This window comes from Streptomyces sp. NBC_00250, assembly GCF_036192275.1.
GTDB lineage: Bacteria > Actinomycetota > Actinomycetes > Streptomycetales > Streptomycetaceae > Streptomyces.
The window spans coordinates 2619395-2643065 of the sequence record NZ_CP108088.1 but is presented as its reverse complement, the minus strand read 5'-3'; the positions used below and the strand labels follow the sequence as shown (position 1 = coordinate 2643065).

Annotated in this window: 22 protein-coding genes; 9 read left to right on the top strand and 13 right to left on the bottom strand. The window is 72.7% G+C overall.

All coding sequences use genetic code 11. From position 1 onward, the window contains the following. Positions 1-15: 15 nt before the first annotated feature. Positions 16-4665, bottom strand: coding sequence for an Lhr family ATP-dependent helicase (locus tag OG259_RS11740; protein WP_328942234.1), 4650 nt, complete (start codon positions 4663-4665; stop codon positions 16-18). 111 nt (positions 4666-4776) lie between these two features. On the opposite strand from OG259_RS11740, the gene OG259_RS11735 reads away from it, so the two are divergent. The 3 genes from OG259_RS11735 to OG259_RS11725 all read left to right on the top strand — a co-directional run bounded on the left by OG259_RS11735 (position 4777) and on the right by OG259_RS11725 (position 6746). Further along, positions 4777-5616, top strand: coding sequence for an AraC family transcriptional regulator (locus OG259_RS11735; RefSeq protein ID WP_328942233.1), 840 nt, complete (start codon positions 4777-4779; stop codon positions 5614-5616). 78 nt (positions 5617-5694) lie between these two features. Continuing rightward, a complete protein-coding gene (locus OG259_RS11730) occupies positions 5695-6441 on the top strand; it encodes an AzlC family ABC transporter permease (RefSeq protein WP_266897373.1) in 747 nt (248 codons plus the stop codon). Further along, positions 6438-6746, top strand: coding sequence for an AzlD domain-containing protein (locus tag OG259_RS11725; RefSeq protein ID WP_328942232.1), 309 nt, complete (start codon positions 6438-6440; stop codon positions 6744-6746). The genes OG259_RS11730 and OG259_RS11725 overlap by 4 nt, the downstream gene beginning before the upstream one ends. A gap of 160 nt (positions 6747-6906) precedes the next feature. Here OG259_RS11725 and OG259_RS11720 read toward each other — a convergent pair whose 3' ends face one another. Next, the gene (locus OG259_RS11720) at positions 6907-7836 is read right to left on the bottom strand and encodes a hypothetical protein (RefSeq protein ID WP_328942231.1); all 930 of its coding nucleotides are present in this window, start codon (positions 7834-7836) and stop codon (positions 6907-6909) included. A gap of 79 nt (positions 7837-7915) precedes the next feature. Here OG259_RS11720 and OG259_RS11715 point away from each other — a divergent pair, with 79 nt between their 5' ends. Together OG259_RS11715 and OG259_RS11710 are read left to right on the top strand one after the other, a co-directional pair. After that, positions 7916-8110 carry a DUF3046 domain-containing protein gene (locus OG259_RS11715; RefSeq protein ID WP_266897376.1) on the top strand — a complete coding sequence of 65 codons (195 nt, stop codon included), beginning with the start codon at positions 7916-7918 and terminating at the stop codon, positions 8108-8110. A 252-nt stretch (positions 8111-8362) separates the two neighbouring features. After that, positions 8363-9676, top strand: a complete 1314-nt coding sequence (locus OG259_RS11710; protein WP_328947060.1) for an AI-2E family transporter — start codon at positions 8363-8365, stop codon at positions 9674-9676. A 9-nt stretch (positions 9677-9685) separates the two neighbouring features. On the opposite strand, the gene OG259_RS11705 is transcribed toward OG259_RS11710, so the two are convergent. The 4 genes from OG259_RS11705 to OG259_RS11690 form a co-directional block, all read right to left on the bottom strand. Beyond that, entirely contained in the window at positions 9686-10465 is a 780-nt protein-coding gene (locus OG259_RS11705; protein WP_328942230.1) for a cytochrome d ubiquinol oxidase subunit II, read from the bottom strand. 102 nt (positions 10466-10567) lie between these two features. Further along, positions 10568-11890 (bottom strand): cytochrome ubiquinol oxidase subunit I, encoded by a 1323-nt coding sequence (locus OG259_RS11700; protein WP_328942229.1) that lies wholly within the window; start codon positions 11888-11890, stop codon positions 10568-10570. A 163-nt stretch (positions 11891-12053) separates the two neighbouring features. Continuing rightward, on the bottom strand, positions 12054-12722 hold the full coding sequence (locus OG259_RS11695; RefSeq protein WP_266897379.1) for a response regulator: 669 nt from the start codon (positions 12720-12722) through the stop codon (positions 12054-12056). Continuing rightward, entirely contained in the window at positions 12719-13942 is a 1224-nt protein-coding gene (locus tag OG259_RS11690) for a sensor histidine kinase (RefSeq protein ID WP_328942228.1), read from the bottom strand. Before OG259_RS11690 ends, OG259_RS11695 begins: the two co-directional genes overlap by 4 nt. Before the next feature lie 71 nt (positions 13943-14013). Between OG259_RS11690 and OG259_RS11685 the strand changes: the two genes are divergently transcribed. Next, the gene (locus OG259_RS11685) at positions 14014-14442 is read left to right on the top strand and encodes a hypothetical protein (RefSeq protein WP_328942227.1); all 429 of its coding nucleotides are present in this window, start codon (positions 14014-14016) and stop codon (positions 14440-14442) included. Here OG259_RS11685 and OG259_RS11680 read toward each other — a convergent pair. Then, positions 14439-16043, bottom strand: a complete 1605-nt coding sequence (locus OG259_RS11680) for an IucA/IucC family protein (protein ID WP_328942226.1) — start codon at positions 16041-16043, stop codon at positions 14439-14441. The two genes, OG259_RS11685 and OG259_RS11680, sit on opposite strands and share 4 nt — an antisense overlap. Positions 16044-16090: 47 nt before the next feature. Between OG259_RS11680 and OG259_RS11675 the strand changes: the two genes are divergently transcribed. Next, the gene (locus OG259_RS11675; RefSeq protein ID WP_328942225.1) at positions 16091-17629 is read left to right on the top strand and encodes an IucA/IucC family siderophore biosynthesis protein; all 1539 of its coding nucleotides are present in this window, start codon (positions 16091-16093) and stop codon (positions 17627-17629) included. Positions 17630-17757: 128 nt separating this feature from the next. Here OG259_RS11675 and OG259_RS11670 read toward each other — a convergent pair whose 3' ends face one another. The 3 genes from OG259_RS11670 to OG259_RS11655 form a co-directional block, all read right to left on the bottom strand. After that, a complete protein-coding gene (locus OG259_RS11670; protein WP_328942224.1) occupies positions 17758-18255 on the bottom strand; it encodes a DUF3291 domain-containing protein in 498 nt (165 codons plus the stop codon). Positions 18256-18287: 32 nt separating this feature from the next. After that, complete coding sequence (locus OG259_RS11665) at positions 18288-19028, bottom strand: helix-turn-helix transcriptional regulator (RefSeq protein ID WP_328942223.1); 741 nt, start codon at positions 19026-19028, stop codon at positions 18288-18290. Between the two features lie 346 nt (positions 19029-19374). Continuing rightward, entirely contained in the window at positions 19375-19770 is a 396-nt protein-coding gene (locus OG259_RS11655) for an SMI1/KNR4 family protein (protein WP_328942222.1), read from the bottom strand. Between the two features lie 782 nt (positions 19771-20552). On the opposite strand from OG259_RS11655, the gene recA reads away from it, so the two are divergent. Together recA and recX are read left to right on the top strand one after the other, a co-directional pair. Further along, entirely contained in the window at positions 20553-21698 is a 1146-nt protein-coding gene (recA, locus tag OG259_RS11650; protein ID WP_328947059.1) for a recombinase RecA, read from the top strand. A gap of 4 nt (positions 21699-21702) precedes the next feature. Further along, positions 21703-22269: a recombination regulator RecX gene (gene recX, locus OG259_RS11645; protein WP_328942221.1), complete on the top strand. Its 567-nt coding sequence runs from the start codon at positions 21703-21705 to the stop codon at positions 22267-22269. A gap of 218 nt (positions 22270-22487) precedes the next feature. Here recX and OG259_RS11640 read toward each other — a convergent pair whose 3' ends face one another. The 3 genes from OG259_RS11640 to OG259_RS11630 form a co-directional block, all read right to left on the bottom strand. After that, a complete protein-coding gene (locus tag OG259_RS11640) occupies positions 22488-22898 on the bottom strand; it encodes a rhodanese-like domain-containing protein (protein WP_328942220.1) in 411 nt (136 codons plus the stop codon). Then, the gene (locus tag OG259_RS11635) at positions 22895-23494 is read right to left on the bottom strand and encodes a cysteine dioxygenase (RefSeq protein ID WP_328942219.1); all 600 of its coding nucleotides are present in this window, start codon (positions 23492-23494) and stop codon (positions 22895-22897) included. The genes OG259_RS11640 and OG259_RS11635 overlap by 4 nt, the downstream gene beginning before the upstream one ends. A gap of 105 nt (positions 23495-23599) precedes the next feature. Further along, on the bottom strand, positions 23600-23671 hold the full coding sequence (locus OG259_RS11630) for a putative leader peptide (RefSeq protein ID WP_309544753.1): 72 nt from the start codon (positions 23669-23671) through the stop codon (positions 23600-23602).

Here is a 23671-nt window from a genome sequence, read left to right as displayed (position 1 = left end):
TGGGTGGGGTGGGGGTCATGCGCGGAGGCGGAGGCCCCTTGGGGTGGCCACGAAGCCTGCCTTTTCCAGGGGTGCGGCCAGGGGGGAGGTCAGGGACGTCGTGCCGTTGATCCGTTCCACCGTCACCGTGCCCAGCGTGCCCGACTTCGCCGAGGTGGCCAGGGCTTCCGCCGCGGCCGTCAGCGTCGGGTCGTCCGGGTCCGTCGGCCAGGACAGGAGTGTCTTGCCGCCGCGCTCCATGTAGAGCGTGAGTTCGCCGTCGACCAGGACCACCAGGGCGCCCGCCTTGCGGCCCGGCTTGTGCCCGGCGTCCGTCGGCGGCTCCGGCCAGGACAGGGCCGCCCCGTAGGCGTTCGCCGGGTCCGCCGCGGCGAGCACCAACGCGCGGGGGCCGGCCGCGGCCTCCGCACCCCGGTCGCGGGCGGTCGCGGCGGCCCGGAGGCGGTCCACCGCCCCGTCCATCGCGAACTGGGCCGCGCCGAGGCCCTCCACCACATAGCCGCGCCGGGCCTGCCCGCTGTCCTCGAAGGCGGCCAGGATCCGGTACGTGGCGGAGAACCCGCCCTCTACGCCCTCGGCGGCCACCGCGCCCCGGGTGACCACGCCGTGCCGGTCCAGGAGGGTGCGGGCCAGGGCGTGTGCCCGGTGGGTCGGCTCGGGCTCCGGCGGAGGCAGCAGCGACCAGCGGCCGGAGACGGTGGGCGGGCCCGTGCGGGAGACGGGGCGGGCGGCCGCGGTCAGCGTGCCGTAGCGGCCGCGCGGGACCGTGCGCCGCGCGCGGTGGGCGGTGGATCCGGCCGTACGGCCCGAGCCGAGGAGCGAGCGCAGCGGGGCCACGGTGTCGTTGGTCAGCCGGCCGGACCAGGCCAGGTCCCAGAGGGCGTCCGCCAGCTGCGGGTCGGTGGCGTCCGGGTGAGTGGTGGCCCGGACCTGGTCGGCGATCTGGCGGAAGAACAGGCCGTACCCGCCGGAGAAAATCGTGAGCACCGACTCGTGCAGCGCGGACAGCTCCAGCGGGTGCGGCGGTGGGAGGAGCAGTGGCGCCGCGTCCGCGAGGTACAGCGAGACCCAGCCGTCCTTGCCGGGCAGCGACCCGGCTCCCGCCCAGACCACTTCGCCGGTGGTCGTCAGCTCGTCGAGGAGCGCCGGAGAGTAGTCCCCGACGCGGGACGGCAGGATCAGTTTCTCCAGGGCGGAGGCGGGCACGGGCGCGCCCTGGAGCTGCTCGATCGCGCGGGCGAGGCCGTCGATGCCGCGCAGGCTGTTGCTTCCCAGGTGCTGCCACTGGGGCAGGAAGGTGGCGAGCGCCGCCGGGGGCACCGGCTCCAGCTCGTGGCGCAGGGCGGCGAGGGAGCGGCGTCGCAGCCGGCGCAGGACGGTGGCGTCGCACCACTCCTGGCCGATGCCGGAGGGGTGGAACTCGCCCTGGACGACCCGGCCCGAGGCCGCGAGGCGCTGGAGGGCGCCGTCGGTGACGGCCGCTCCGAGACCGAAGCGGGTCGCGGCCCCGGAGGAGGTGAACGGGCCGTGCGTGCGCGCGTACCGGGCGAGGAGGTCGCCCAACGGGTCCTTGACCGGCTCGGTGAAGGCCTCGGGCACGCCGACGGGCAGGGCGGTGCCCAGGGCGTCCCGGAGCCGTCCGGCGTCCTCGATGGCCGCCCAGTGCTCCCGGCCTCCGATCCGCACCCGGATCGCACGGCGCGCGGCGCCTAGCTCGGCTGCCCACGCGGTTTCGGCGCCGCGCTCGGCCAGCTCGGTGTCGGTGAGCGGGCCGAGGACCCGCAGCAGATCGGCGACGCCCTCCACGTCCTTGATCCGCCGGTCGTCCGTCAGCCATTGGAGCTCCCGCTCCAGCTCGGTCAGGACCTCCGGGTCGAGCAGCTCGCGCAGCTCCGCCTGGCCGAGCAGCTCGGCGAGCAGCCGGGAGTCCAGCGAGAGAGCGGCCGCTCGCCGCTCGGCGAGCGGGGAGTCGCCCTCGTACAGGAACTGCGCCACGTAGCCGAAGAGCAGCGAGCGGGCGAAGGGGGACGGCTCGGGGGTGGTGACCTCGACCAGGCGGACCCGGCGGGCCTCGATGTCCCCCATCAGCTCCGTCAGGCCCGGGAGGTCGAAGACGTCCTGGAGGCATTCGCGGACGGCCTCCAGGACGATCGGGAACGAGCCGAACTCGCTCGCCACCTGGAGGAGCTGGGCCGCGCGCTGCCGCTGCTGCCAGAGCGGGGTCCGCTTGCCGGGGTTGCGCTTGGGGAGCAGCAGGGCGCGCGCGGCGCACTCGCGGAAGCGGGACGCGAAGAGCGCGGAGCCGCCCACCTGGTCGGTGACGATCTGCCCGATCTCACCCTTGTCGAAGAGGGCGTCGGCCGCGCCGACGGGCGCCTTGTCGGCGTCGTACGTCGTGTCGAGGTGCCGGCCGGGGTCGACCGGTTCGTGATCGAGGAGGTCCAGGCCCATGTCCAGGCCCATCAGGTCGGCGTCCGGCAGGCGCAGCACGATGCCGTCGTCCGCGTGCATCACCTGTGCGTCCATGCCGTACCGCTCGGCGAGCCGCGCGCCGAGGGCCAGCGCCCACGGGGCGTGCACCTGGGCACCGAACGGGGAGTGGATGACGACCCGCCAGTCCCCGAGTTCGTCCCGGAAGCGCTCGACCAGGATCGTCCGGTCGTCCGGCACGTGGCCGCAGGCCTCGCGCTGCTCCTTGAGGTACGCCAGGACGTTCTCCGCGGCCCAGGCGTCCAGGCCGGCGGCGAGCAGCCGCAGCCGTGCGTCGTCGTCCGCGAGGGCGCCGACCTCGCGGAGGAACGCGCCCACCGCCCGGCCCAGTTCGAGTGGGCGGCCCAGCTGGTCGCCCTTCCAGAACGGCAGCCTGCCCGGCACCCCGGGCGCCGGGGTGACGAGCACCCGGTCGCGGGTGATGTCCTGGATCCGCCAGGAGGTGGTGCCCAGGGTGAAGACGTCGCCGACCCGCGACTCGTACACCATCTCCTCGTCGAGCTCGCCGACCCTGCCCCCGCCCTTCTTGGGGTCCGAGCCCACGAGGAACACCCCGAACAGGCCCCGGTCGGGGATGGTGCCGCCCGAGGTGACGGCGAGCCGCTGCGCGCCCGGCCGTCCCGTGACCGTCCCGGCGACCCGGTCCCAGACCACGCGCGGACGCAGCTCGGCGAAGGCGTCCGACGGGTACCGGCCGGCCAGCATGTCCAGCACGCCAGTGAAGGCCGATTCGGGCAGTGATGCGAACGGCGCCGCCCGGCGGACCAGGGCGAGGAGGTCGTCGACCTGCCAGGTGTCGAGCGCGACGATGGCGACCAGCTGCTGGGCGAGGACGTCCAGCGGGTTTGCGGGGATCCGCATGGACTCGATCGAGCCCGAACGCATCCGCTCGGTGACCACCGCAGCCTGCACCAGGTCGCCCCGGTACTTGGGGAAGACCACGCCCGTCGACACCGCACCCACCTGGTGGCCGGCGCGGCCCACGCGCTGGAGCCCGGAGGCCACCGAGGGCGGCGACTCGACCTGCACGACCAGGTCGACCGCGCCCATGTCGATGCCCAGCTCCAGGCTGGAGGTGGCCACCACGGCGGGCAGCCGGCCCGCCTTCAGGTCCTCCTCCACCTGGGCGCGCTGCTCCTTCGACACCGAGCCGTGGTGGGCGCGGGCGAGCAGCGGCGGGGCGCCCTGCGCCGCCCCGGACTGGGCCATGATCTCGGCCGGGGGAGCGCCGTCGGGGAGGGGCTCGCCCGTCGCGCGCTCGTACGCGATCTCGTTGAGCCGGTTGCACAGGCGCTCGGCGAGACGGCGGGAGTTGGCGAAGACGATCGTCGAGCGGTGGGCCTGGACGAGGTCGGCGATCCGCTCCTCGACGTGCGGCCAGATCGACGGCTTGTCGCCGCCGTCCTTGCCCTCGGAGGCGGGGGAGCCTCCCAGCTCGCCCATGTCCTCGACCGGGACGACCACGGAGAGGTCGAACTCCTTGCCCGACGGCGGCTGCACGATCTCCACCGCGCGCCCCGGCGACAGATAGCGGGCCACCTCGTCCACCGGGCGGACGGTCGCCGACAGACCGATCCGGCGGGCGGGGCGGGGCAGCAGCTCGTCGAGCCGCTCCAGGGAGAGGGCCAGGTGCGCGCCCCGCTTCGTGCCCGCGACCGCGTGCACCTCGTCCAGGATGACCGTCTCCACGCCCGCGAGGGCCTCGCGGGTTGCGGAGGTCAGCATCAGGAACAGCGACTCCGGAGTGGTGATCAGGATGTCCGGCGGCCGGGTCGCGAGCGACCGGCGCTCGGCCGGCGGGGTGTCGCCGGAACGGATGCCGACCCGGATGTCCGGCTCGGGCAGCCCGAGCCGCACGGACTCCTGCCGGATACCGGTCAGCGGTGAGCGCAGGTTCCGCTCGACGTCCACGGCGAGGGCCTTCAGCGGCGACACGTACAGCACGCGGCAGCGCTTCTTCGGTTCGGCCGGCGGGGGTGCGGAGGCCAGCCCGTCCAGGGAGGCGAGGAACGCGGCCAGCGTCTTGCCCGAGCCGGTCGGAGCGACGACGAGCACGTCGGAGCCCGCGCCGATGGCGGTCCAGGCGCCCTCCTGTGCCGCCGTGGGCGCGGTGAAGGCCCCGGTGAACCAGCTGCGGGTCGCGGGGGAGAACGAGTCGAGCGCGGACCTGACCATGTCCCCCATCCTGCACCTCGGCACTGACAACCGCCCGGACCTGGGGATATCCGGACCGGGATGCTCGTACGCGGCACGGCGACGCTCCGGGCCCTGTCGCAGAATGGAGGCATGGCGAACGGGGAGCGGGCACGGTACTGGCAGTACTCCGAGCTGCCCGGGGTCGACCTGCTGCACGCCCACTACATTCGGAAGGCCTTCGCCCGGCACACCCACGAGACCTTCGTCTTCGCCGCCATCACCGAGGGCGTCGAGGCCTTCCACTACCGAGACGATCTCGTTCACGCGGGCCCCGGACAGATCGCCCTGGTGAACCCCGACACCCCGCACACCGGGCACGCGGGCGTGCCCGAGGGCTGGACGTACCGGACGATCTACCCCGACGCGGAGATCGTCCGGTCCATCGCCGCCGACACCCTCGCCCTGCGCGGCTCGGTCGGCTTCACCTCGCCCGTCGTGGACGACCCGTACGCCGCCCGGCTCGTCGTCGGCGTCCACCGGGCCGCCGAGGAGGGCAACGCGCTCGCGGCCGACAGCCTGCTCCGGCTGGTCACGGCCCGCATGCTGCGCAGCCACGGCGGGATCGTCACCCCGCTGCCGCCCCGCTCGGCGGGAGCCAGGAACGCGGTACGCGCGCGTGCCGTCCTGGAGGACCGCATGATCGAGCCGCCCACCCTGGAGCGGCTCGCCACCGACCTGGGCACCAGCCCCTTCGCCCTCCTCCGGGCCTTCCGGGACACGTACGGGATGCCGCCGCACACCTGGCTCACCGACGCGCGCGTACGGCGGGCCAGACAGCTGCTCGACGCGGGGACGCCGCCGGCGGAGGCGGCCGCGGTGGTCGGCTTCACCGACCAGTCGCACCTCAACCGGCACTTCACCCGCAGTGTCGGTGTGCCGCCGGGGGCGTACCAGCGCGCGCGGGGTACGGGGAAGCGGCAGTCCTCGTAGGGGGGCGGGGTCGTTCCTCCGGCTCCGCCGCAAGAACGTACAAGACCGGGCCGCCGGGGCTGCCGTAACGTCCCTGACGTGGCAGAACAGACAGCATCCCCCGTCATACGCGACGGCACACCGGCCCCGGCCAAACCCGACGCGGCCGTCGTCCGCGACGCCCTCGGCGTCGGCGTCGCCGTCGGGCTCTCCGGCTTCGCCTTCGGCGTGACCTCGGCGGGCTCCGGCCTCAGCGTCCTCCAGACCTGTGTCCTCAGCCTGCTGGTCTTCACCGGCGCCTCGCAGTTCGCCCTGGTCGGAGCGCTCGCCGCGGGCGGCAATCCGTTCACGGCCGCCGCCGGGGCCTTCTTCCTGGGCACCCGCAACGCCTTCTACGGGCTGCGGCTCTCCCAGCTCCTCGCCGTGCCGAAGGCCGTCAGGCCGTTCGCCGCGCACTGGGTGATCGACGAGACCACGGCCGTCTCCCTCGCGCAGCCGACCCGCCGGGCCGCCAGGATCGGCTTCACCGTCACCGGACTCACGCTGTACGTCCTGTGGAACGCCACCACCCTGCTCGGGGCGCTCGGCGCCGAGGCCATCGGCGACACCGCGGCCTGGGGGCTCGACGCGGCCGGCCCGGCCGTCTTCCTCGCGCTGCTCGCCCCCATGCTGAAGTCCACGACCGAGCGGGCCACCGCCGGGATCGCCGTCCTGCTGGGCCTCGGGCTGCTGCCCGTCCTGCCCGCCGGCGTCCCGGTCCTCGCTGCGGCCCTCGCCGCGCCCCTGGTGCTCTGGTTCCAGGGCCGCCGGATGGGCCCCGCCGGACGAGAGAAGGACTCCCGATGAACGTGTGGATCGCGATCGCCCTGACCGCCGCCGGGTGCTACCTGGTGAAGCTGGTCGGCCTGCTCGTGCCGGCCGGAGCGCTGGAGCGGCCGCTCGTGCAGCGGCTCGCCGCCCTGCTTCCGGTCGCTCTGCTCGCCGCGCTCACCGCGCAGCAGACCTTCAGCTCGGGCGGCGCCGTCGTCCTGGACGCCCGCGCCGCCGGGCTTGCCGCGGCGGCGGTCGCGCTCGTCCTGCGGGCACCGTTCCTGGTCGTCGTGGGTGCGGCCGTCGCCGTCACGGCGGGGGTACGCGCGCTGGGCTGGTGAAAGCGGGACCGTGTGGACCCCGACCCCGACCCTGAGCGCGACTCCGACTCCGACTCCGACGTCGGCTCCGACCCCGACCCTGAGCGCGTGAGCCGGTCCCCGATGCCGCGTGCCGTACGGGTTCGGCCGACGCCCGCCCCCGCCCACCTCGTCCTCGGGATCAGTCGACCGGGCGGCCGTGGGCGCGCAGGGTGCGCAGGGCCTCGACCGTGACGATCGGGCGCCCCTCCAGGGCCGACCCGGGGGCCCAGGCGCGCCAGCGGATCGGCCAGCCGCCGTCCTCCTGCTGGTCGGTCTGGAGCCAGTCGAGCGACCGTGTCATCTCCTCCTCGGTGAACCAGCGGGTGGCAAGCGAGTCCGGCACGCGCGCGTAGTCGTGCGGGAAGTGCAGTTCCCCGGGCGCGTACCCGTCCGCCACCGGGTAGTCCTTCTCCCGGTCCGGGTCCAGGACGGCGAGCCGCTGCTCGCGGACCATGCGGCCGAGCCGGTCGGCGGCGGCCTCGGCACGCGCGCGGTCCGGGGCCCCGTCCAGGAAGGCGACGGCGGCCTGCACCTCGTACGGATGCGACTTCTCCAGTGCCTCCACCGCGGACCAGCAGAACTCGGTGGCCCGGAACAGCCACGCGTGCCAGACCTGGTTGCGGTGCAGCACCCCGACCACCGGGCCGGTCGTGAGCAGTGCGCTCGGCGGGGAGTCGACGACCGGGACGAACGGCGCGGACGGGTAGGCGCGCTGCGACGGGTGGATCGCCGGGAGCGCGCCGTCGTGTGTGGACACGTCCGTGAGGTAGCGGCAGATCCGCTCCACGCGCAGCCCGCCGCAGCGGCCGATGGAGTCCAGGACCCGCAGCGCGTGCGCGGTGTGGAGGGGCTGGCTGATCGGTCCGCGGAGATCGGGTTCGAGCGCGTGGCCGAAGCCGCCGTCCTCGTTGAGGTACGCCGAGAGGGCCGTCTCCACCTGATCCGCGCCACCGCGCAGGAAGTGGTAGGCGAACCGGCGCTGTTCGAGGACACGGGCCGTCAGCCAGACGAAACGCTCGGCGCGGGCCAGGGGGGTCGCGGGCGGGGAGGAGAGGGGTTTTTCGGCCATGCTCCGACCGTAGGGCGGAAAGTCGCGGTGACAAGGCCTACGGAGCGGGCTGCACTCTTGGGAGCGGGATACTGGCGTCATGCGGTTGACGATTTTCTGGGAACGGATGGCGGACCACTTCGGTGCGTCCTACGCCGAGTCCTTCGCGCGTGACCATGTGATGTCCGAGCTCGGGGGGCGGACGGTACGCGAGGCGCTGGACTCCGGCTGGGAGGCGAAGGACGTGTGGCGGGCCGTCTGCGCGGCCGTCGACGTACCCGCCGACAAGCGGTGACGTCGGACCACCGAAGGCGATGTGCGGGGTCCCGGGTGGAATGTCCGTGCGGTGCGCGAGACTGGCGGGGTGGCTCCGACTGACGACACCGACTCGACCGACCTGACCGCATCGACAGATTCGACCGGATCGACCGGATCGACGGCCCCGGCTGGACCGACCGGCCCGGTCGGGTCGACTCCTTCCGTGGCGTCGGCCGGTGGCGGCGACGGTGGCGGCCCAGCGGCCGTGCCCGCCGCTCAGCCCGCCCGGATGCCGCGGTGGCTGCCCCGCGCGCTCGTCCTGGCCCTCGCGCTCTACGCCGTCTTCCTCCTCGGCAACTGGGCCTTCCACCAGCTCGTCGGCCTCCTCGTCAACATCCTGCTGGCCTTCTTCCTCGCCCTCGCCATCGAACCGGCGGTCGGGCGCATGGCGGCGCGCGGGATGCGCCGGGGCCTCGCCACCTTCCTCGTCTTCTTCGCCGTCCTGATCTTCGGCGTCGGCTTCGTCGTCCTCCTCGGGTCGATGCTCGCCGGGCAGATCGTGGACATGGTCGAGAACTTTCCCAAGTACCTCGACTCGCTGATCAACTGGATCAACCAGAACTTCCACACGGACCTGTCGCGGGTCGAGGTCCAGGACAGCGTCCTGAGCTCCGACTGGCTGCAGAAGTACGTGCAGAACAGCGCGTCCGGCGTGCTCGACGTCTCCGCCACCGTCCTCGGCGGCCTGTTCCGGCTCCTGACGATCTTCCTGTTCTCGTTCTACTTCGCGGCCGACGGGCCCCGGCTGCGGCGCGCGCTTTGCTCCGTCCTGCCGCCCGCCCGGCAGACCGAGGTGCTGCGGGCCTGGGAGATCGCGGTCGACAAGACCGGCGGCTACCTCTACTCGCGCGGTCTCATGGCCCTCATCTCGGGCATCGCGCACTTCGTGCTCTTCGAGATCCTCGGCGTGCCGTACGCGCCCGCGCTCGCCGTGTGGGTCGGTCTGGTCTCGCAGTTCATCCCGACCATCGGCACCTATCTGGCCGGCGCGCTGCCGATGCTGATCGCCTTCACGGTGAACCCCTGGTACGCGCTGTGGGTGCTCGGCTTCGTCGTGATCTACCAGCAGTTCGAGAACTACCTGCTCCAGCCGAAGCTCACGTCGAAGACGGTGGACATCCACCCGGCGGTCGCCTTCGGTTCGGTCATCGCGGGGACGGCGCTGCTCGGCGTCGTCGGCGCGCTGATCGCCATCCCCGCCGTCGCCACCCTCCAGGCCTTCCTCGGTGCCTATGTGAAGCGGTACGACGTGACGGACGACCCGCGCGTGCACGGGCACCGGCGGTACGGCGAGGCCGTGGTGGCCCGGTTGCAGAAGGCTCTTCACCACAAGAAGGAGGCCGCCGCGGAGGTGGAGTCGGGGTCGGCGTCAGGGTCGGGGTCGGGGTCGGGGTCGGAGAAGTCGACGCCGTCGGAGGGGTCGTCGCCTTCGCGGGCGGAAGGGCCGTCGGTGGCGGAGGGGCCCTCGCCGGCGGAGGGGTCTTCGCCGGCGGAGGGGTCTTCGCAGCCGGAGGAGACCGAGCGCCGGCCCGAGGATTCCTGACTCGCCCGCTCAGAGGTACGACGGCCCGGTGACCCGGTGCCGGAAGGTGTGCCAGATCCACGCCTGGACGGCCACGAGGAACGGGGTGACGACCAGCAGGGCGGGTACGAGCAGACCGAGCGTGGTGGGGGAGGCCGCCCGCTCGGCCAGCGGGAGCGCGGTCCCCGCCCAGAGCGGCAGCCCCGCCATCAGGACCGCGGTGAACGCGAACGACTGCCATGGGCGCCCGGCGCGTCCGACGAGCCGGCGGGCCCGCTCGTACGGCAGTCCCGTGAGCCGGAGCGTGGCGAAGCCGAGCCCGTGCGCGGCGAACAGCGCGGCCACCGCGAGCGCGGTGAGGACGGCCGTGGGGCCGGTCGCCGGTGCGTACGGCCGCCCGGTGAGCAGGGCCGCGAGCAGCCATCCCCAGGAGAGCGCCACGGTCCAGCTCCCGCAGGTCACGGCCGCGTCGCAGGCCGCGCGCCAGCGCGGACCCGGGCCGCGGCCGCGCGACCAGAGGCCCGCGTCCCGGACGATCCAGCCGGTCAGCAGGGCCACGAGAACCAGGAGCCGGCCGCTCAGGAGCTCCCCTTCGAGGGCGGGGAAGCAGCCGATGAGTACCCCTGCGGTGGCGACGAGCCAGACCTCGTTGCCGAGGAAGAAGGGGGCGAAGGAGGCGAGGACGAGACGCCGCTCGCGGTCGCTCCGGCCGAGCCAGGGCGTGAGCATGCCGGTGCCGATGTCCGCCCCGGCGAGGACGAACCAGCCCGCCGCGAAGAAGGCGAGCAGGGCGATGGCCAGGGTCTCCACGGGGGCTCCTCGGGCTTTCCTCGGTGGTTCGGTCAGGAGTCAAGGGACAGGGGACAGAGGTCAGGCGTCAGGGGTCAGGCGTCAGGGGTCAGGGGGACAGGGTCAGTAGCGGGGCGCGGGGAGGGCGTCGGCCGGGTCCGGCGCTTCGTCCTCGCCCTCCCCGTCCTTCCCGTCCCCTCCCCGGGAAGGACGTTCGTCGTGGCCGAGACCGGAGTCGACCGGGCCTCGACGGGCGTGCCGGGTGAGCAGCCAGGCGTTGAGGACGGCGAGCAGGAAGAAGACCGTGGTGAAGACGATGAGGGAGAGGCGCATGGTGCCGGAGGAGAGGTCCGAGACCGCGTCCTCCGTCTTCAGCAGCCCGTAGACCACCCAGGGCTGCCGGCCGGACTCCCGGAAGACCCAGCCGCTGATCATCGCGATGTACGGCAGCGGTACGGCCGCCATCAGGACGAGATGCCACAGCCGGAACCGGAAGACGGCCTTCTTGAAGGCAGCCAGGATCACCCCGGCGAAGCACAGGTACATCATCAGGGCGAAGCTGATCAGCATCAGTAGGGCGCCGCCCCGGGTCCATGCCTCGGAGGGCACGTAGTCGCCGGGCCCGAAGCGCTCCGTCAGCTCTGCCTGGACCCGCGCGATCTCCGCGGTCTTTCCACTGAACACGGCCGACTTCATCGGCTGGAAGGTGTCGAGGACGGCGAACTGCACCCCGCCGAAGATTGCGGTCACCATCAGCGCGGGCGCCGACAGGAACACCCCGATCCGCAGACTGCGGCCGAAGAACTCCCACTCCGGGCTGCGCCGGAACAGGTGGTACGCGCTCACCCCGGCCATGAAGAAGCCGGCCGTGAGCAGTGCCCCCGCCACGATGTGCCCGAAGGCGAGCAGCGCGGAGGGGTTGGTCAGGACCGCGAGCGGGTCGTCGAGGACGAGCTCGCCGTCCTCGGAGCCGTAACCCACTGGGTGGTTGAGGAAGCCGTTGGAGACGAGGATCCAGTACGCCGAGACGTAGGCGGTCAGGACGACGATCCAGATCGCGGCCAGGTGGGCCCAGCGGTTGAGCCGGTTCCAGCCGAAGATCCACAGACCGAGGAAGGTCGACTCGACGAAGAACGCGACGATCGTCTCGACGGCGAGGGAGGCCCCGAGGATGTTGCCCGCCTCGTGGGTGAGCCCGCTCCAGGCCATGCCGAACTGGAACTCCATCACCAGGCCGGTGACGATGCCGACCGCGTAGTTGATCACGTACAGCTGGCCCCAGAACCGCACCATGCGCGCGTGCAGCGGCTTCCGGCTGAACGTGGCCCGCGTCTGGAGCACGGCCACGACGGTCGCGAGCCCCAGGGTGAGGGCGACGAAGAGGAAGTGCCCTCCGGCCGTGAGGGCGAACTGCAGCCGCGCGAGATCGAGTACGTCCTGATTCACCCGATCAGCGTCGGCGTACGGTCAGGGGCGTGGCGTCACCCCCGGGAGGACAGTGGCCGTACCCCAGCGGTTGTGCCTGCCCACGCGCGCGTACCCCGTGAGTTGTGCCGAGCGCTTCCCGCCACCTAGGGGTCGGGGTGCCGCCGAGGGGGACGGCCGTCGGTCAGGCCAGCCAGCCCGGCGTGATCATTCCGGACTCGTACGCCAGGATCACCAGCTGCGCCCGGTCCCGTACGGCCAGCTTGGTCATGATCCGGCTGACGTGCGTCTTCGCGGTCGCGGGGGAGAGGACGAGGCGGCCCGCGATCTCGTCGTTGGAGAGTCCGGCGCCCACCAGGCCGAGAACCTCGCGCTCGCGCTCGGTGAGGGCGTTGAGCCGGGGGCTCGGGTCCGGCTGCCGGTCGGCCCGGCCCGCGAACTCGGCGATCAGACGGCGGGTCACGGCCGGGGCGATCAGGGCGTCGCCGCGCGCCACGACCCTTACCGCGTGCAGCAGTTCCATCGGCTCGGTGTCCTTCACGAGGAAACCCGACGCGCCCGCGCGCAGCGCCCCGTACACATGGTCGTCCGCGTCGAAGGTGGTCAGGATGACCACCCGTACCCCTTCGAGCCGCTGGTCGGCGGTGATGCGGCGGGTGGCCTCCAGTCCGTCGAGCACCGGCATGCGGATGTCCATCAGGACCACGTCCGGGCGCAGTTCACGGGCGAGCGCGATCGCCTGCTCGCCGTCCCCCGCCTCGCCGACGACCTCGATGTCCTCCTCGTCGGAGAGGATCGACCGGAAGCCGGCCCGGACCAGGGTCTGGTCGTCGGCCAGCACGACACGGATCATCGGGGGTCCCCCTCGGACGTGGTGGGTTCTGTGAGCGGGAGGCGGGCGTCCACCAGGAAACCGCCGTCGGCCCCATTCTCGGCGGTCAGCTCGCCGCCGTACGCACGGGCCCGCTCGGCCATGCCCCGGATGCCGCTGCCGAGAGGCCGGCCCTCCGGCGCGCCCTCTCCGTCGTCCGCGATCCGCAGCCGTACCGCGTCCGCGCCCCAGTCGAGGGTGATGTGGACGGTCCTCGCGCCCGCGTGGCGCGTGATGTTCGTCAGCGACTCCTGCACGATCCGGTACGCGGCGAGGTCGACCGGCGGCGGCAGGGGTACGGGCGTGCCCGTGACGTCGGTACGGACGTCCAGACCGGCACTACGCGCGCGTGCGACGAGGTCGCCGAGGAGCGCCAGGCCCGAGGAGGACGGGGCGGTCGGCGTGGGTTCGTCGGCGCGGCGCAGCACCCCGAGGGTCGCCCGCAGCTCGCGCAGCGCGTCCTTGCTGGTGGCCTTCACCGCCTCCAGGGCCTCGGTGGCGGTGACGAGACCTGCTTCCGGGGCCGGCCCCTTGCCGAGGTGGTGCAGGGCGGCACCGGACTGGACGTTGATCAGCGAGATGCTGTGGCCGAGCACGTCGTGCACTTCGCGGGCGATCCGCAGCCGCTCCTCGGTCGCGCTCTGCCGGGCCCGGGCCTCCTGCTCCCGCTCGGCGGCGAGCGCCCGCTGCTCCACCTCGTGGAGATAGGCGATCCGGGTGCGCTGGGCCCGTCCCACGGCAACGAGGCTGACCAGCCAGCCGGCCAGCATCACGAGCGAGGTGTCGTCGATCTGCCGGTGCCCCGGCCGCTGCCGGATCTCGCCGAGTCCCACCGCGAGCAGGGTGACGGCGGCGAGCGCGACGGAGGCGGAGAAGCGGCCCTCGGCGGCGGTCGTGTAGAGCGCGAGCGCGAAGGCGATCATGAGCGGGCCGTCCTGTGCGGACAGCGGGTAGTAGACGACGCAGGCGAGCAGCGTCACGACCGCGACGGCGACCGGCTGTCGCCGCCGGAAGTACAGCGCCCCGCACCCGACCAGGATGAGCGCCCAGCCGAGCACCGTACGGACGGCGGGCTCGCTCGCGTACTGCGCGGAGACGAGCGTCCATACGGCGACGACGACCAGGACGACACCCGCCACGAGCGCATCGGCGGCCCGCGGCGAAAGACGCCCGCCGCCCGGGGAACGGAGGGGGAGGGGCATGCGTCGAAGGATAGGCGGGGGACGGTTCGTGGGGACGGCAGTGTGCGGGCCGAGGGGCTTGGGGGGCTTCGATGATGTTCGGGTACTCGGACGAGTGGTGGGCGTTGCTGTTCGTGCCCGTGGTGCTGTGGGTGCCGTTCGGGCCCTTCGTCATGGGTGGAATGGGGGTGTGGTGCGCCCGGCGGCCCGGGTGGTGGCCGCGGCTCTGGTCCGTCCTGCTGCCGCTGGTGCCGGTCGCGGTCTCGGCGACCGTGATCGTCCTGCCCGCGGACAGGTGGGACGAGTCCACCTACGGTGAGGACGTGCTCGGTTACGTCCTCGTGTATGTCCTGGGGATCACCGTGCTGCCCTGGGTGCTGGGGTACGGGATCACTCGGGGGGTGCGGGGGGTGCGGGCGCGTCGGGAGCGGGAGCGGGGACGGGGCCAGAACCAGGACGTGGAGCTTGACCGGGGCCTGGAGCAGGGTCAGGGCCTGGAGCAGGGCCGTACGGAGTCCTAGGCGGTCGTGAGGGGGTTGGGCACCGGGAGGTAGTGGGGCGCGGTGCCCTCCGCGCGGAGCCAGCGGGAGAGCAGGTTGGCCTTGCCGGGGACGGTGGGGGAGTCGAGCAGGGCCTTGATGTCGGGGAGCACCGGCAGCCGGGCGCCACGCTCGAACTCGGCGCGGGCCATGGCCCACAGCGCGGGGCCGGAGTCCGGGAAACGGTGAGTGAGGGCGCCGGCGATCTCGGAGAGGTTGTTCACGACGAGGCAGTACACGAGCCTGCGCCAGGCTGCTGCGCGAGGCATCTCGGGGATCGCCTTGGCGCCCTCCGCGTCGCGGAAGACGGACTGGACGGGTGTGCCGTGGGTGTCCACGGCGATCAGGGTGTTCTGCAGGTGGCACTCCACGACGACCCCGAAGCGGGCGAACGCCTTCAGGACGGGCGCCACGACACATCGCAGATACGCCGCCCACCAGGGCCTGGGGTTGGTGATCCGGTCGAGGGGGTTGCCGGGGAAGCCCTCGGCGAGCGCGGCGGACAGCACCGCGGTCGAGCCCGGGGCCAGATGCCGGTCGAGGCCGTCCCGGACGAGGACGGCGCAGGTCTCGAAGAGACCGTCCACGGTGCGGTAGCCGCGGTCGCTGAGCCAGGACGCCGGGCCGCCCATGGTGGCGAAGGCGGCGGTCACGACGGGGTCGGTGCGGCGCACCTGGAGCAGTTCGTGCCGCCGCATGCGGCGGATGTCGTTGGTGATCCGGACGTCGAGACTGAACTTGAGGAACAGGTCCCCGGTGCCGGTGGTCCGCGCATCGTCCCCGGGCAGGTGCAGTGTGCGGACCGAGGCGGTCGGCCGGGCCGGCCGGGGTGTGACGCCCAGTCGGATGAGCTTGCCCTCGGCGAAGGCGGCACGCACGCGCGTAGTGCGGTCGGAGAGCGCGAGCTGCCAGGGGTGGGCCGGAAGCAGGCGGTAGCCGGGGGGTGCCTCGCCGAGGGTGTCGAGGGCTCGGGTGTCGCCGTCCTCGACCACCGCGTCCTCGCGTACACCGAGCAGCACGAGCGGGAACTGGGCATGCGCCTCGGGCGCGTAGCGCAGCCAGTCGGCAGGGGGGCCGTCGAAGACGCGTGCCTTGGGGGCCGGGTGGTACGGGTGGCCCATGACCAGTGCCTGTTCGGAGCGCAGCCAGGGGTCCTCGGGCGGCGCCACGCGGGCGCGTGCGGCGAGCACGGCCTGCACGGCGGTGCGGCTGGCGGTCATCTCGGCGGCCAGGGCGGGATTGCCCCGGCCGGTGGAGGCGTACATCTCCTGGACCGCGAGGTCGACGAGCTCGGCGTGGCGGAGGATCCGCCAGGTGCGCCCCGTCCACAGTTCGGGGGCGGAGGGGCGATGGCCGGGACGGACCCGCAGGAGCCGGCCGCTGACGCGCAGGCGGTGGACGGCGTACGGGGTGGTTTCGCTGGTGCTGGTGCCCTGGTTTCCGTGGCCGGTGCGGGGTGGGGCCGTGGACAGGTCCGTCGTCGGGTCAGCCGGGTCCGTCGTCGGGTCTGCCGCCTCGCGGAGCAGGCAGTTGAGCAGGGGCGTCACCGCCAGTGCGTCGGCGGCCCGCGCGAGTGAGTTCATCGACTTCAGTATGTGTGGATCGCGTTCGACCGCGATAGAACATCCGCATGGGCCGAACCGTCGCGGAGCGGACGCTCGCCGCCGAGCTGGACACCGTACGACCGGCGCTGACGGCCGCGTACGCCGCCGAACTTCCGGGCGCGAGGGCCGCCGTGCTGACCCGGCTGTGGCGCGGGCTCGTCCATGAGCCGTTTCCCTGGGTCGCCGCGCGTACGGTCGGCCGAGAAGGCGTCACGCTGCTTCTGGAGGACGGCCGGCGACTGTGCGGTCCGCAGTCGGATCCCTGGGCGACGGCGGTGTCCGCGACCGGGCTGGACCTCGACGGGGTCCGGTACGACCATCCGGCTGAGCTGGTGGTGGCCCTGACCGTTCCGCAGGGCGGGCGGCTGGCAGCCGAGCTCGACCACAGCGTCGCGTCGCTGGCCCTTTCCCGCACGGCCCCTCGGCGGGAGGCGCCGCCCGTGGACCCGTGGGAGTGGGAGCAGGGGGAGACCGACGGGCATCCGTACCATCCGTGCTGCCGCTCCCGGCCCGGCTTCTCCGCCGCCGAGCAGCTCGCGTACGCGCCGGAGCACCGGCCCGTGGTCGGTCTGCGGCTGGCCGCGGTCGAGGGGGCTACGGTGTCGGGGGAGTGGCCGAGCGAGCTTCGCGACGGATCCACCGTGCTGATCCCCGTCCACCCCTGGCAGGCCAGGCACGTCCTGTCCGGCCCTTCCGGCCCTTCCGGCCTTTCCGGCCTTTCCGGCTTCGCGTTGCGGCCCGGTCCGGACGCCCACCCCCTGCTGTCGCTGCGGACGCTCGACATGGGAGGCGACACCCACGTCAAGACGTCGTTGACCACCCGGCTCACCTCGACCGTGCGGGACATCTCGGCGTACACCGTCACTCATGCCGTCGCGACGTCCGAGTTCGTCGAGCGGCTCGCCCGCCGGCTCGACGGCCGGCTGCACATCGCGCGGACGTCGGCGGCGGCCGGGGCGGGAATGGCCGATCTCGCGGCGCTTCTTCGGGAGTCGCCGCATGTCCACGCGGACTCGGCCGCCGGGGAGAGGGTCGTTCCGGTGGCGGCCCTTCCCGCGCTCCTCGCGCCGCGTGCGGCGGGTGAACGGCTCGACCGGGTCGTCGAGTTCGCGCGCCTCGCCCTCGACGTCTGCCTGGAACTGCTCGACCTCGGGGTGGCCCTGGAGGCGCACGGCCAGAACCTGCTCGCTGTCGTCGACGCCGAAGACCGGACCCGGCGCCTCGTCTACCGGGACCTCGCCGACATCCGCATCAGCCCCGCCCGACTGGCCCGGCACGGCATCGCGGCCCCGCCCATCAGCGGGCGCCTCCTGAACGACGACCCGGCCACGCTCCGCCGCAAGGTCCTCGGCAGCCTGGTCACCGGCGCGCTCGGCCCGCTGGCCGGCGACGCGCCGACCCTCGGCACGATCCTGGAGACGGCCACCCGGGACCTCGCCCCCACCGCGGACCTCCATGCCCTGCGGACGCAACCGCTCCCGGCGAAGGCGCTCACGCTGATGCGGCTGGACACGGGCGGCGGGGACCTGTGGACGGTGCTCCCGCACCCTTCGGCGGACGGGTAGGGCCGTCTGCTGAGCGGCCGGACGCCACAGTGCCTCGCGAGAGCCGTACGAGAGTGTTTCTGCCGCTGCCCAGTTGGGGTGTCGGCGTTGGCCTCGGGCTCCGGGCGGGCTGGGCTGGGCTGGTCGAGTTACGCGGGCGGTACGGCTGCCTGGACGTGCTCGGCGGCCTCGGCGGCGCTGTAGGAGGAGGCGAAGGTGAACGCGCGCGGGGACGGGCCGTGTGCCCGCAGGTCCGCGAGCCGTTCCAGGGCCTCGCCGACGGTCGGAAGGTGTCCGGCGGGGACCCACCAGAGCACCATGTGCGCCTCGACGTGCCGTTGGAACCACTCGCGCCGCCGCCGCATCACCTCCAGGTGCCCGCTGCGGTAGGCGAAGTCCCACAGCGCGTCCTGGTTCTCCCACACCGACAGGTTGACGATCACGTCCTCGCCCGCCGGGCGCAGGCCGGTGGCGTCGGCCGCGCCTTCCTCCACCAGCCGCCACACGAAGCCGGGCGCGCCGTCGGCGGCGGAGTTGACCGGATCGAGCATCTCGATGAACGGCGCCACGCGCGGGTCGTCGAAGGGGTGGAGGAGCGTGGCGATGTTGAGCTGGGCGAGGTGAGCGGCATGCGCGGATGCGGTCATGGCCCCATCCCAGCACGGCCCGCTTTTCTATGTCAATCAACATTGTTTTTAGAAGGTTCGACCACCACGCAGCACTCCCCGGGTCGTGCGTCCATGCGGGCGCGGACGGGGCCGTCCGTGCCGAGCAGCCCCTCAAGGAGTGCGAGGTTCATGCCGCAGACGAGTGGCGGGAAGCGTTCGGCGACGGCGTGGAAGGGGCAGTTGCGCATACGGACGACGGGGCCGGCGGCGGCCCCGGGCTCGGGACTTTCGGCATCCCTGGCACCGGCGGTATCCCCGACATCCCCGGCACCCCCGATATCCCCGACGTCTTCCAGGTGCGGTTCGTATCCGCGTGCGGCCAGCGTCTTCATGGCCTCATCGAGGTCGCCGCAGGGTGCGGCCGAGCCACGCATGGCCTCACCGCGGCGGCGTGCGGCCGCGCAGAGCGCGGCGTCGAGCCCGGCGTGCTCGGCGGCCTCGGCGAGCAGCTCGGCGGCAATGCGGTAGTCGCGGGCGGGCAGCGACACCGACCGCTCGGTCGCCGCCCGCGTGTACACCTTGGCGGGGCGGCCCGCTCCCGGCCCTGAGCGGCCCGTCAGGCGGCGGCTGCCGCTTTCCAGGAGCCCGGCCTCGGTCAGCTTGTCCAGATGGTGCGCGGCGAGCGTGCGCGCCACCCCGAGGGCCTCGGAGGCCTCGTTGCGGCCCACCTCGCGGCCCTGTGCCGCCACGTACTCGTACAGGCGGCGCCGCACCGGATCCTGCAGCATGGCGATTGCTTCGATGTCCTCCACCTGGCCATTCTAGGAACAACGCAGGTTGGAGATAGAGACGCCTGCTCGCGCTCGCGTCCTGCTCACGGGTCGTTCGAGTGCTCGGCGGAGCGGGCGCGCCGGTGGGCCGCGACCCGTTCGCGCCTGGGGCATCGGCAAGAGCGGGAGCGGCGTTCCGGACCGGCGCCCTGGGTGAGACATGGCATCGGCCCACGTCGCGCCCCGGCCCAAGCTCCGGTCGGACATGGCCGCGTCACCGAGTGGGACATCGGGGAGGCGTGGCACTCGCCCGGCCGGCCCCCGGGACCGTACGACGTGCGCCGCCGACGTACGGAGGAGCAGGTCCAGGCCCGCCTGGTCAGCGGGACTACGGCTCGGAGTCGTCCCACTTCCAGCCTGTTTCGGGGAACTGCTCAAGCAGGGCGGACAGCGAAACCGCCTGGTGGATGGCGGACGACCAGGCCTGAGCGGAAACGTCGATCAGCGCCAGAGGTGGAGGTTCCTGCCGGAAGTCGTAGGCGAGCATTTCGCGGCTTCCGTCCCCGCCGATGACGAGGCTTCCGGGAAATCGTCGCCGGAACTCTCCGGCCTCGTTGACGGCGATCAGCTCGGTAACGTCGTTGATCATCAGGAAGTCGTCTGCAGGGGGAACGAACCGGCTCATGCTCCCCTGCGTGGACAGGAAGTGCCGGTAGTCCGGTGGCAGACGGACTCCGAAGTGCCGTTCGACCTGCGTGATCGCGTCGTCGTCGCTGGAGCTCATGAGGCCATTCTGTTGTCGAGGTGCCGGAGATGGGTGGGGAAGGGCGTGACCGTCCTGACGGGGACGAGGCGCCTTCCTGGCGCCTTCTCCGCGCGCGGACCGTCGGCGCGCGGACGGTCAGCGCGCGGCGGCCCGCACCCGGTGGGCAGGCGGCAAGGAGCTCGGCATCTCGTCGCCGATCCAGGCGTACTCCAGGCCGGCCAGGGTGGTGCCCTTGTCGGTCCACACCAGCAGCTCCCCGCTGTACTCGCCGGACTTGTCATGGATTGAGCGTCGACGGGCACCAGCTCGTCGGGCTTGGCGGCAGGCTGCGCCGGAGGCAGGGCGCGCAGATCCACGCTCATCGACCCGGGCGCTCAGAGGGTCACGACCTCCGTCCGGTCCAGGTGATTGCGAAGCTCCGACGCCCCCGTGAAGTCGGCCGAGAGGATGTGCTCCAGCACGGCTCGCTCGGAGGCGTTCAAGGGGCGCCGAGGTTCTACGGGCAGGCGGGACATGGGCTGTCATCCCGGGCCCGTGTCCCGCGGACGGCGGCGAGGGTGGGGTCGGCGTCGCCGCTGCGACGCTCGGTGGCCAACGGGAACGCTCGGTCGCATCAGGTCGGCGTGTCACCCCGGAGTGTGCTTGACACTGAAATCGAACATCCATTCTCATGGAAGCCCGGCCCTTGGAATCTCGGGCTTGTCGCCGAGTTGTCCACAGGCCGGAGGGGACGTCGGGGCCCATTGTCAGTGGCAGGGGTTAGCGTCTTTCACATGAAGCGATCGACTCAAGCAAACCGGGTGGAACCCATGGCAGGAACCGACCGCGAGAAGGCGCTCGACGCCGCGCTCGCACAGATTGAACGCCAATTCGGCAAGGGCGCCGTGATGCGCATGGGTGACCGCGTCCAGGAGCCGATCGAGGTGATCTCCACCGGATCGACCGCCCTCGACATCGCCCTCGGCGTCGGTGGCCTGCCGCGCGGCCGTGTCGTGGAGGTCTACGGACCGGAGTCCTCCGGTAAGACGACCCTGACCCTGCACGCCGTGGCCAACGCCCAGAAGGCCGGCGGCCAGGTGGCCTTCGTGGACGCCGAGCACGCCCTCGACCCCGAGTACGCCAAGAAGCTCGGCGTGGACATCGACAACCTCATCCTGTCCCAGCCGGACAACGGCGAGCAGGCCCTTGAGATCGTCGACATGCTGGTCCGCTCCGGCGCCCTCGACCTGATCGTCATCGACTCCGTCGCCGCGCTCGTCCCGCGTGCGGAGATCGAGGGCGAGATGGGTGACTCGCACGTCGGCCTCCAGGCCCGACTGATGAGCCAGGCGCTCCGGAAGATCACCAGCGCGCTCAACCAGTCCAAGACCACCGCGATCTTCATCAACCAGCTCCGCGAGAAGATCGGCGTGATGTTCGGCTCGCCGGAGACCACGACCGGTGGCCGCGCCCTGAAGTTCTACGCTTCGGTGCGTCTCGACATCCGCCGTATCGAGACCCTCAAGGACGGCACGGACGCGGTCGGCAACCGCACCCGCGTCAAGGTCGTCAAGAACAAGGTCGCGCCCCCCTTCAAGCAGGCCGAGTTCGACATCCTCTACGGCCAGGGCATCAGCCGCGAGGGCGGTCTGATCGACATGGGCGTGGAGCACGGCTTCGTGCGCAAGGCCGGTGCCTGGTACACGTACGAGGGCGACCAGCTCGGCCAGGGCAAGGAGAACGCCCGTAACTTCCTGAAGGACAACCCCGACCTCGCCGACGAGATCGAGAAGAAGATCAAGGAGAAGCTGGGCGTCGGCGTCCGGCCCGAGGCCGCGAAGGCCGAACCGGCGACGGACGCGGCTGCCGCCGCGGACGCGGCCGGCACGGACGACGCCGCCAAGAGCGTCCCGGCACCCGCGAGCAAGACCGTGAAGGCGACCAAGGCCACCGCGGTCAAGAGCTGAACCAGTGACCGGTCGCACCGAATGGCCGGGTGACAGCCCCGACTCGTCGAGGGCCGAGAAGGAGCTGTCACCCCAGGATCCGGCTGAGCGGGCGCGGGCGATCTGCCTGCGCCTGCTCACCGGGACCCCCCGCACGCGCAAGCAGCTCGCCGACGCGCTGCGCAAGCGGGAGATCCCCGACGAGGTGGCCGAGGAGGTCCTCTCCCGCTTCGAGGACGTCGGGCTCATCGACGACGCCGCCTTCGCGGGGGCCTGGGTGGAGTCCCGCCACCACGGACGGGGCCTCGCGCGCCGGGCCCTCGCCCGCGAGCTGCGGACCAAGGGCGTCGAGCCGACCCTCATCCAGGAGGCGGTGGAGCAGCTCGACTCCGACCAGGAGGAGGCCACCGCGCGGGAGCTCGTCGCCCGCAAGCTTCGCGCCACCCGCGGTCTCGACCGCGACCGGCGCCTGAGACGGCTCGCCGGGATGCTCGCCCGCAAGGGCTATCCCGAGGGCATGGCCCTCCGTGTCGTCCGCCAGGCCCTGGAGGCCGAGGGCGAGGACACGGACGGACTCGACGAGTCCTTCTGATCCCCGGGGGAGATCAGAAGGACTCGGTCGAGGCCGCGCCGGTGGCAGTGCCGGTGGCCGAGCTCATGGCCGCACCCGTGGCCGAGCTCACGGCCCGAGCTCATGGTCGTGCTCATGGCCGCGCCCGTGGCCGAGCTCACGGTCCGAGCTCATGGTCATGCTCACTCACGGTCCGAGGCCACGGTCGAGCTCACGGTCCGGTTCACGACTGTGCTTCGTCAGCCGGTCTTTGTCGGGAGCAGCACCGGGAGGCCCGCCGCCTTCCAGGCCTGGAAGCCGCCGATCAGGTCGGTCGCGCGGTGCAGGCCCAGGCGGCGCAGGGACTCGGCCGCGAGGGAGGAGGCGTAGCCCTCGTTGCAGAGCACCACCACCAGCAGGTCGTGGCTGTCCGCCTCCGGCGCGCGGTGGCTGCACTGGGGGTCCAGCCGCCACTCCAGCTCATTGCGTTCCACCACCAGTGCGCCCGGGATCAGACCGTCCCGCTCGCGCAGGGCTGCGTACCGCGTATCCACCAGGAGTGCTTCACCCGCCTCGTACGCCTCGTGGGCGGCCTTGGGCTCGATCCGGTCGAGGCCGGACCTGACCCGGTCCAGGAGTTCGTCGATGCCGACGCGGTCGTCGTCGCTCACTGCCAGTCCTCCGGGCGTTCGACCTGCTCAAGGCGGAGTACCGCGCCCGCCCGGCTGAAGCGTCGGATCAGCGGGAGCGGCGGGTAGTAGGCGTGCACGGACACCGCGTGGGTGTCCCGGGACTCGTTGAGGACCTCGTGCACATGGTGGCGGCCGAAGGCGCGGCCGACGCCCTCGCCGAGGCGGCGGGAGCGGTCGAGACCGTCGGCCAGTTCCAGGGTCTTCCAACCGCCCGCCGGCAGTCGGACCGCCAGCGCGTTCTCGGTGAGCGTGCCGCGCGCGGTGGCGAAGGCGCCCAGAGACTCGGCATGGTCGTGCCAGCCGGTGCCGGTGCCGGGCGGCCAGCCGATGAGCCAGGCCTCACTGCCGCCGGGGCCGTCGAGCCGCACCCAGGTACGGCCCTCGGGGTCCAGCGGCAGGGAGTCGACCAGTTCCCGGTCCGCCGCCGTGCGCCGGACGAAGTCGAGGAGATCGGCCGCCGTCGGGGCGCCGGAGGGGCCATCGGAACGGCCGGGGGTGCCGGAGCTGCCGGTCCGTGCGGCGGGGGAGTCGTCGGTGGGGGTCTTCGGGGGGCGTGCGGGGGCGGGGTGTGACACGGGTGACCGTCCTGGGTTCGCTGAGAGCGCGCGGCGGCAGCACGGCACACGGAGGTACGAGGGACGTACGTCGGTGGCGGGGCGCGCGCGGGGAAGGGAGCGAGATCAGCAGGACGGGCGACACACGCAGCCCGCATAGCGGACGAGGTCCATATGGACCCTCCGCCACAGGCGCAC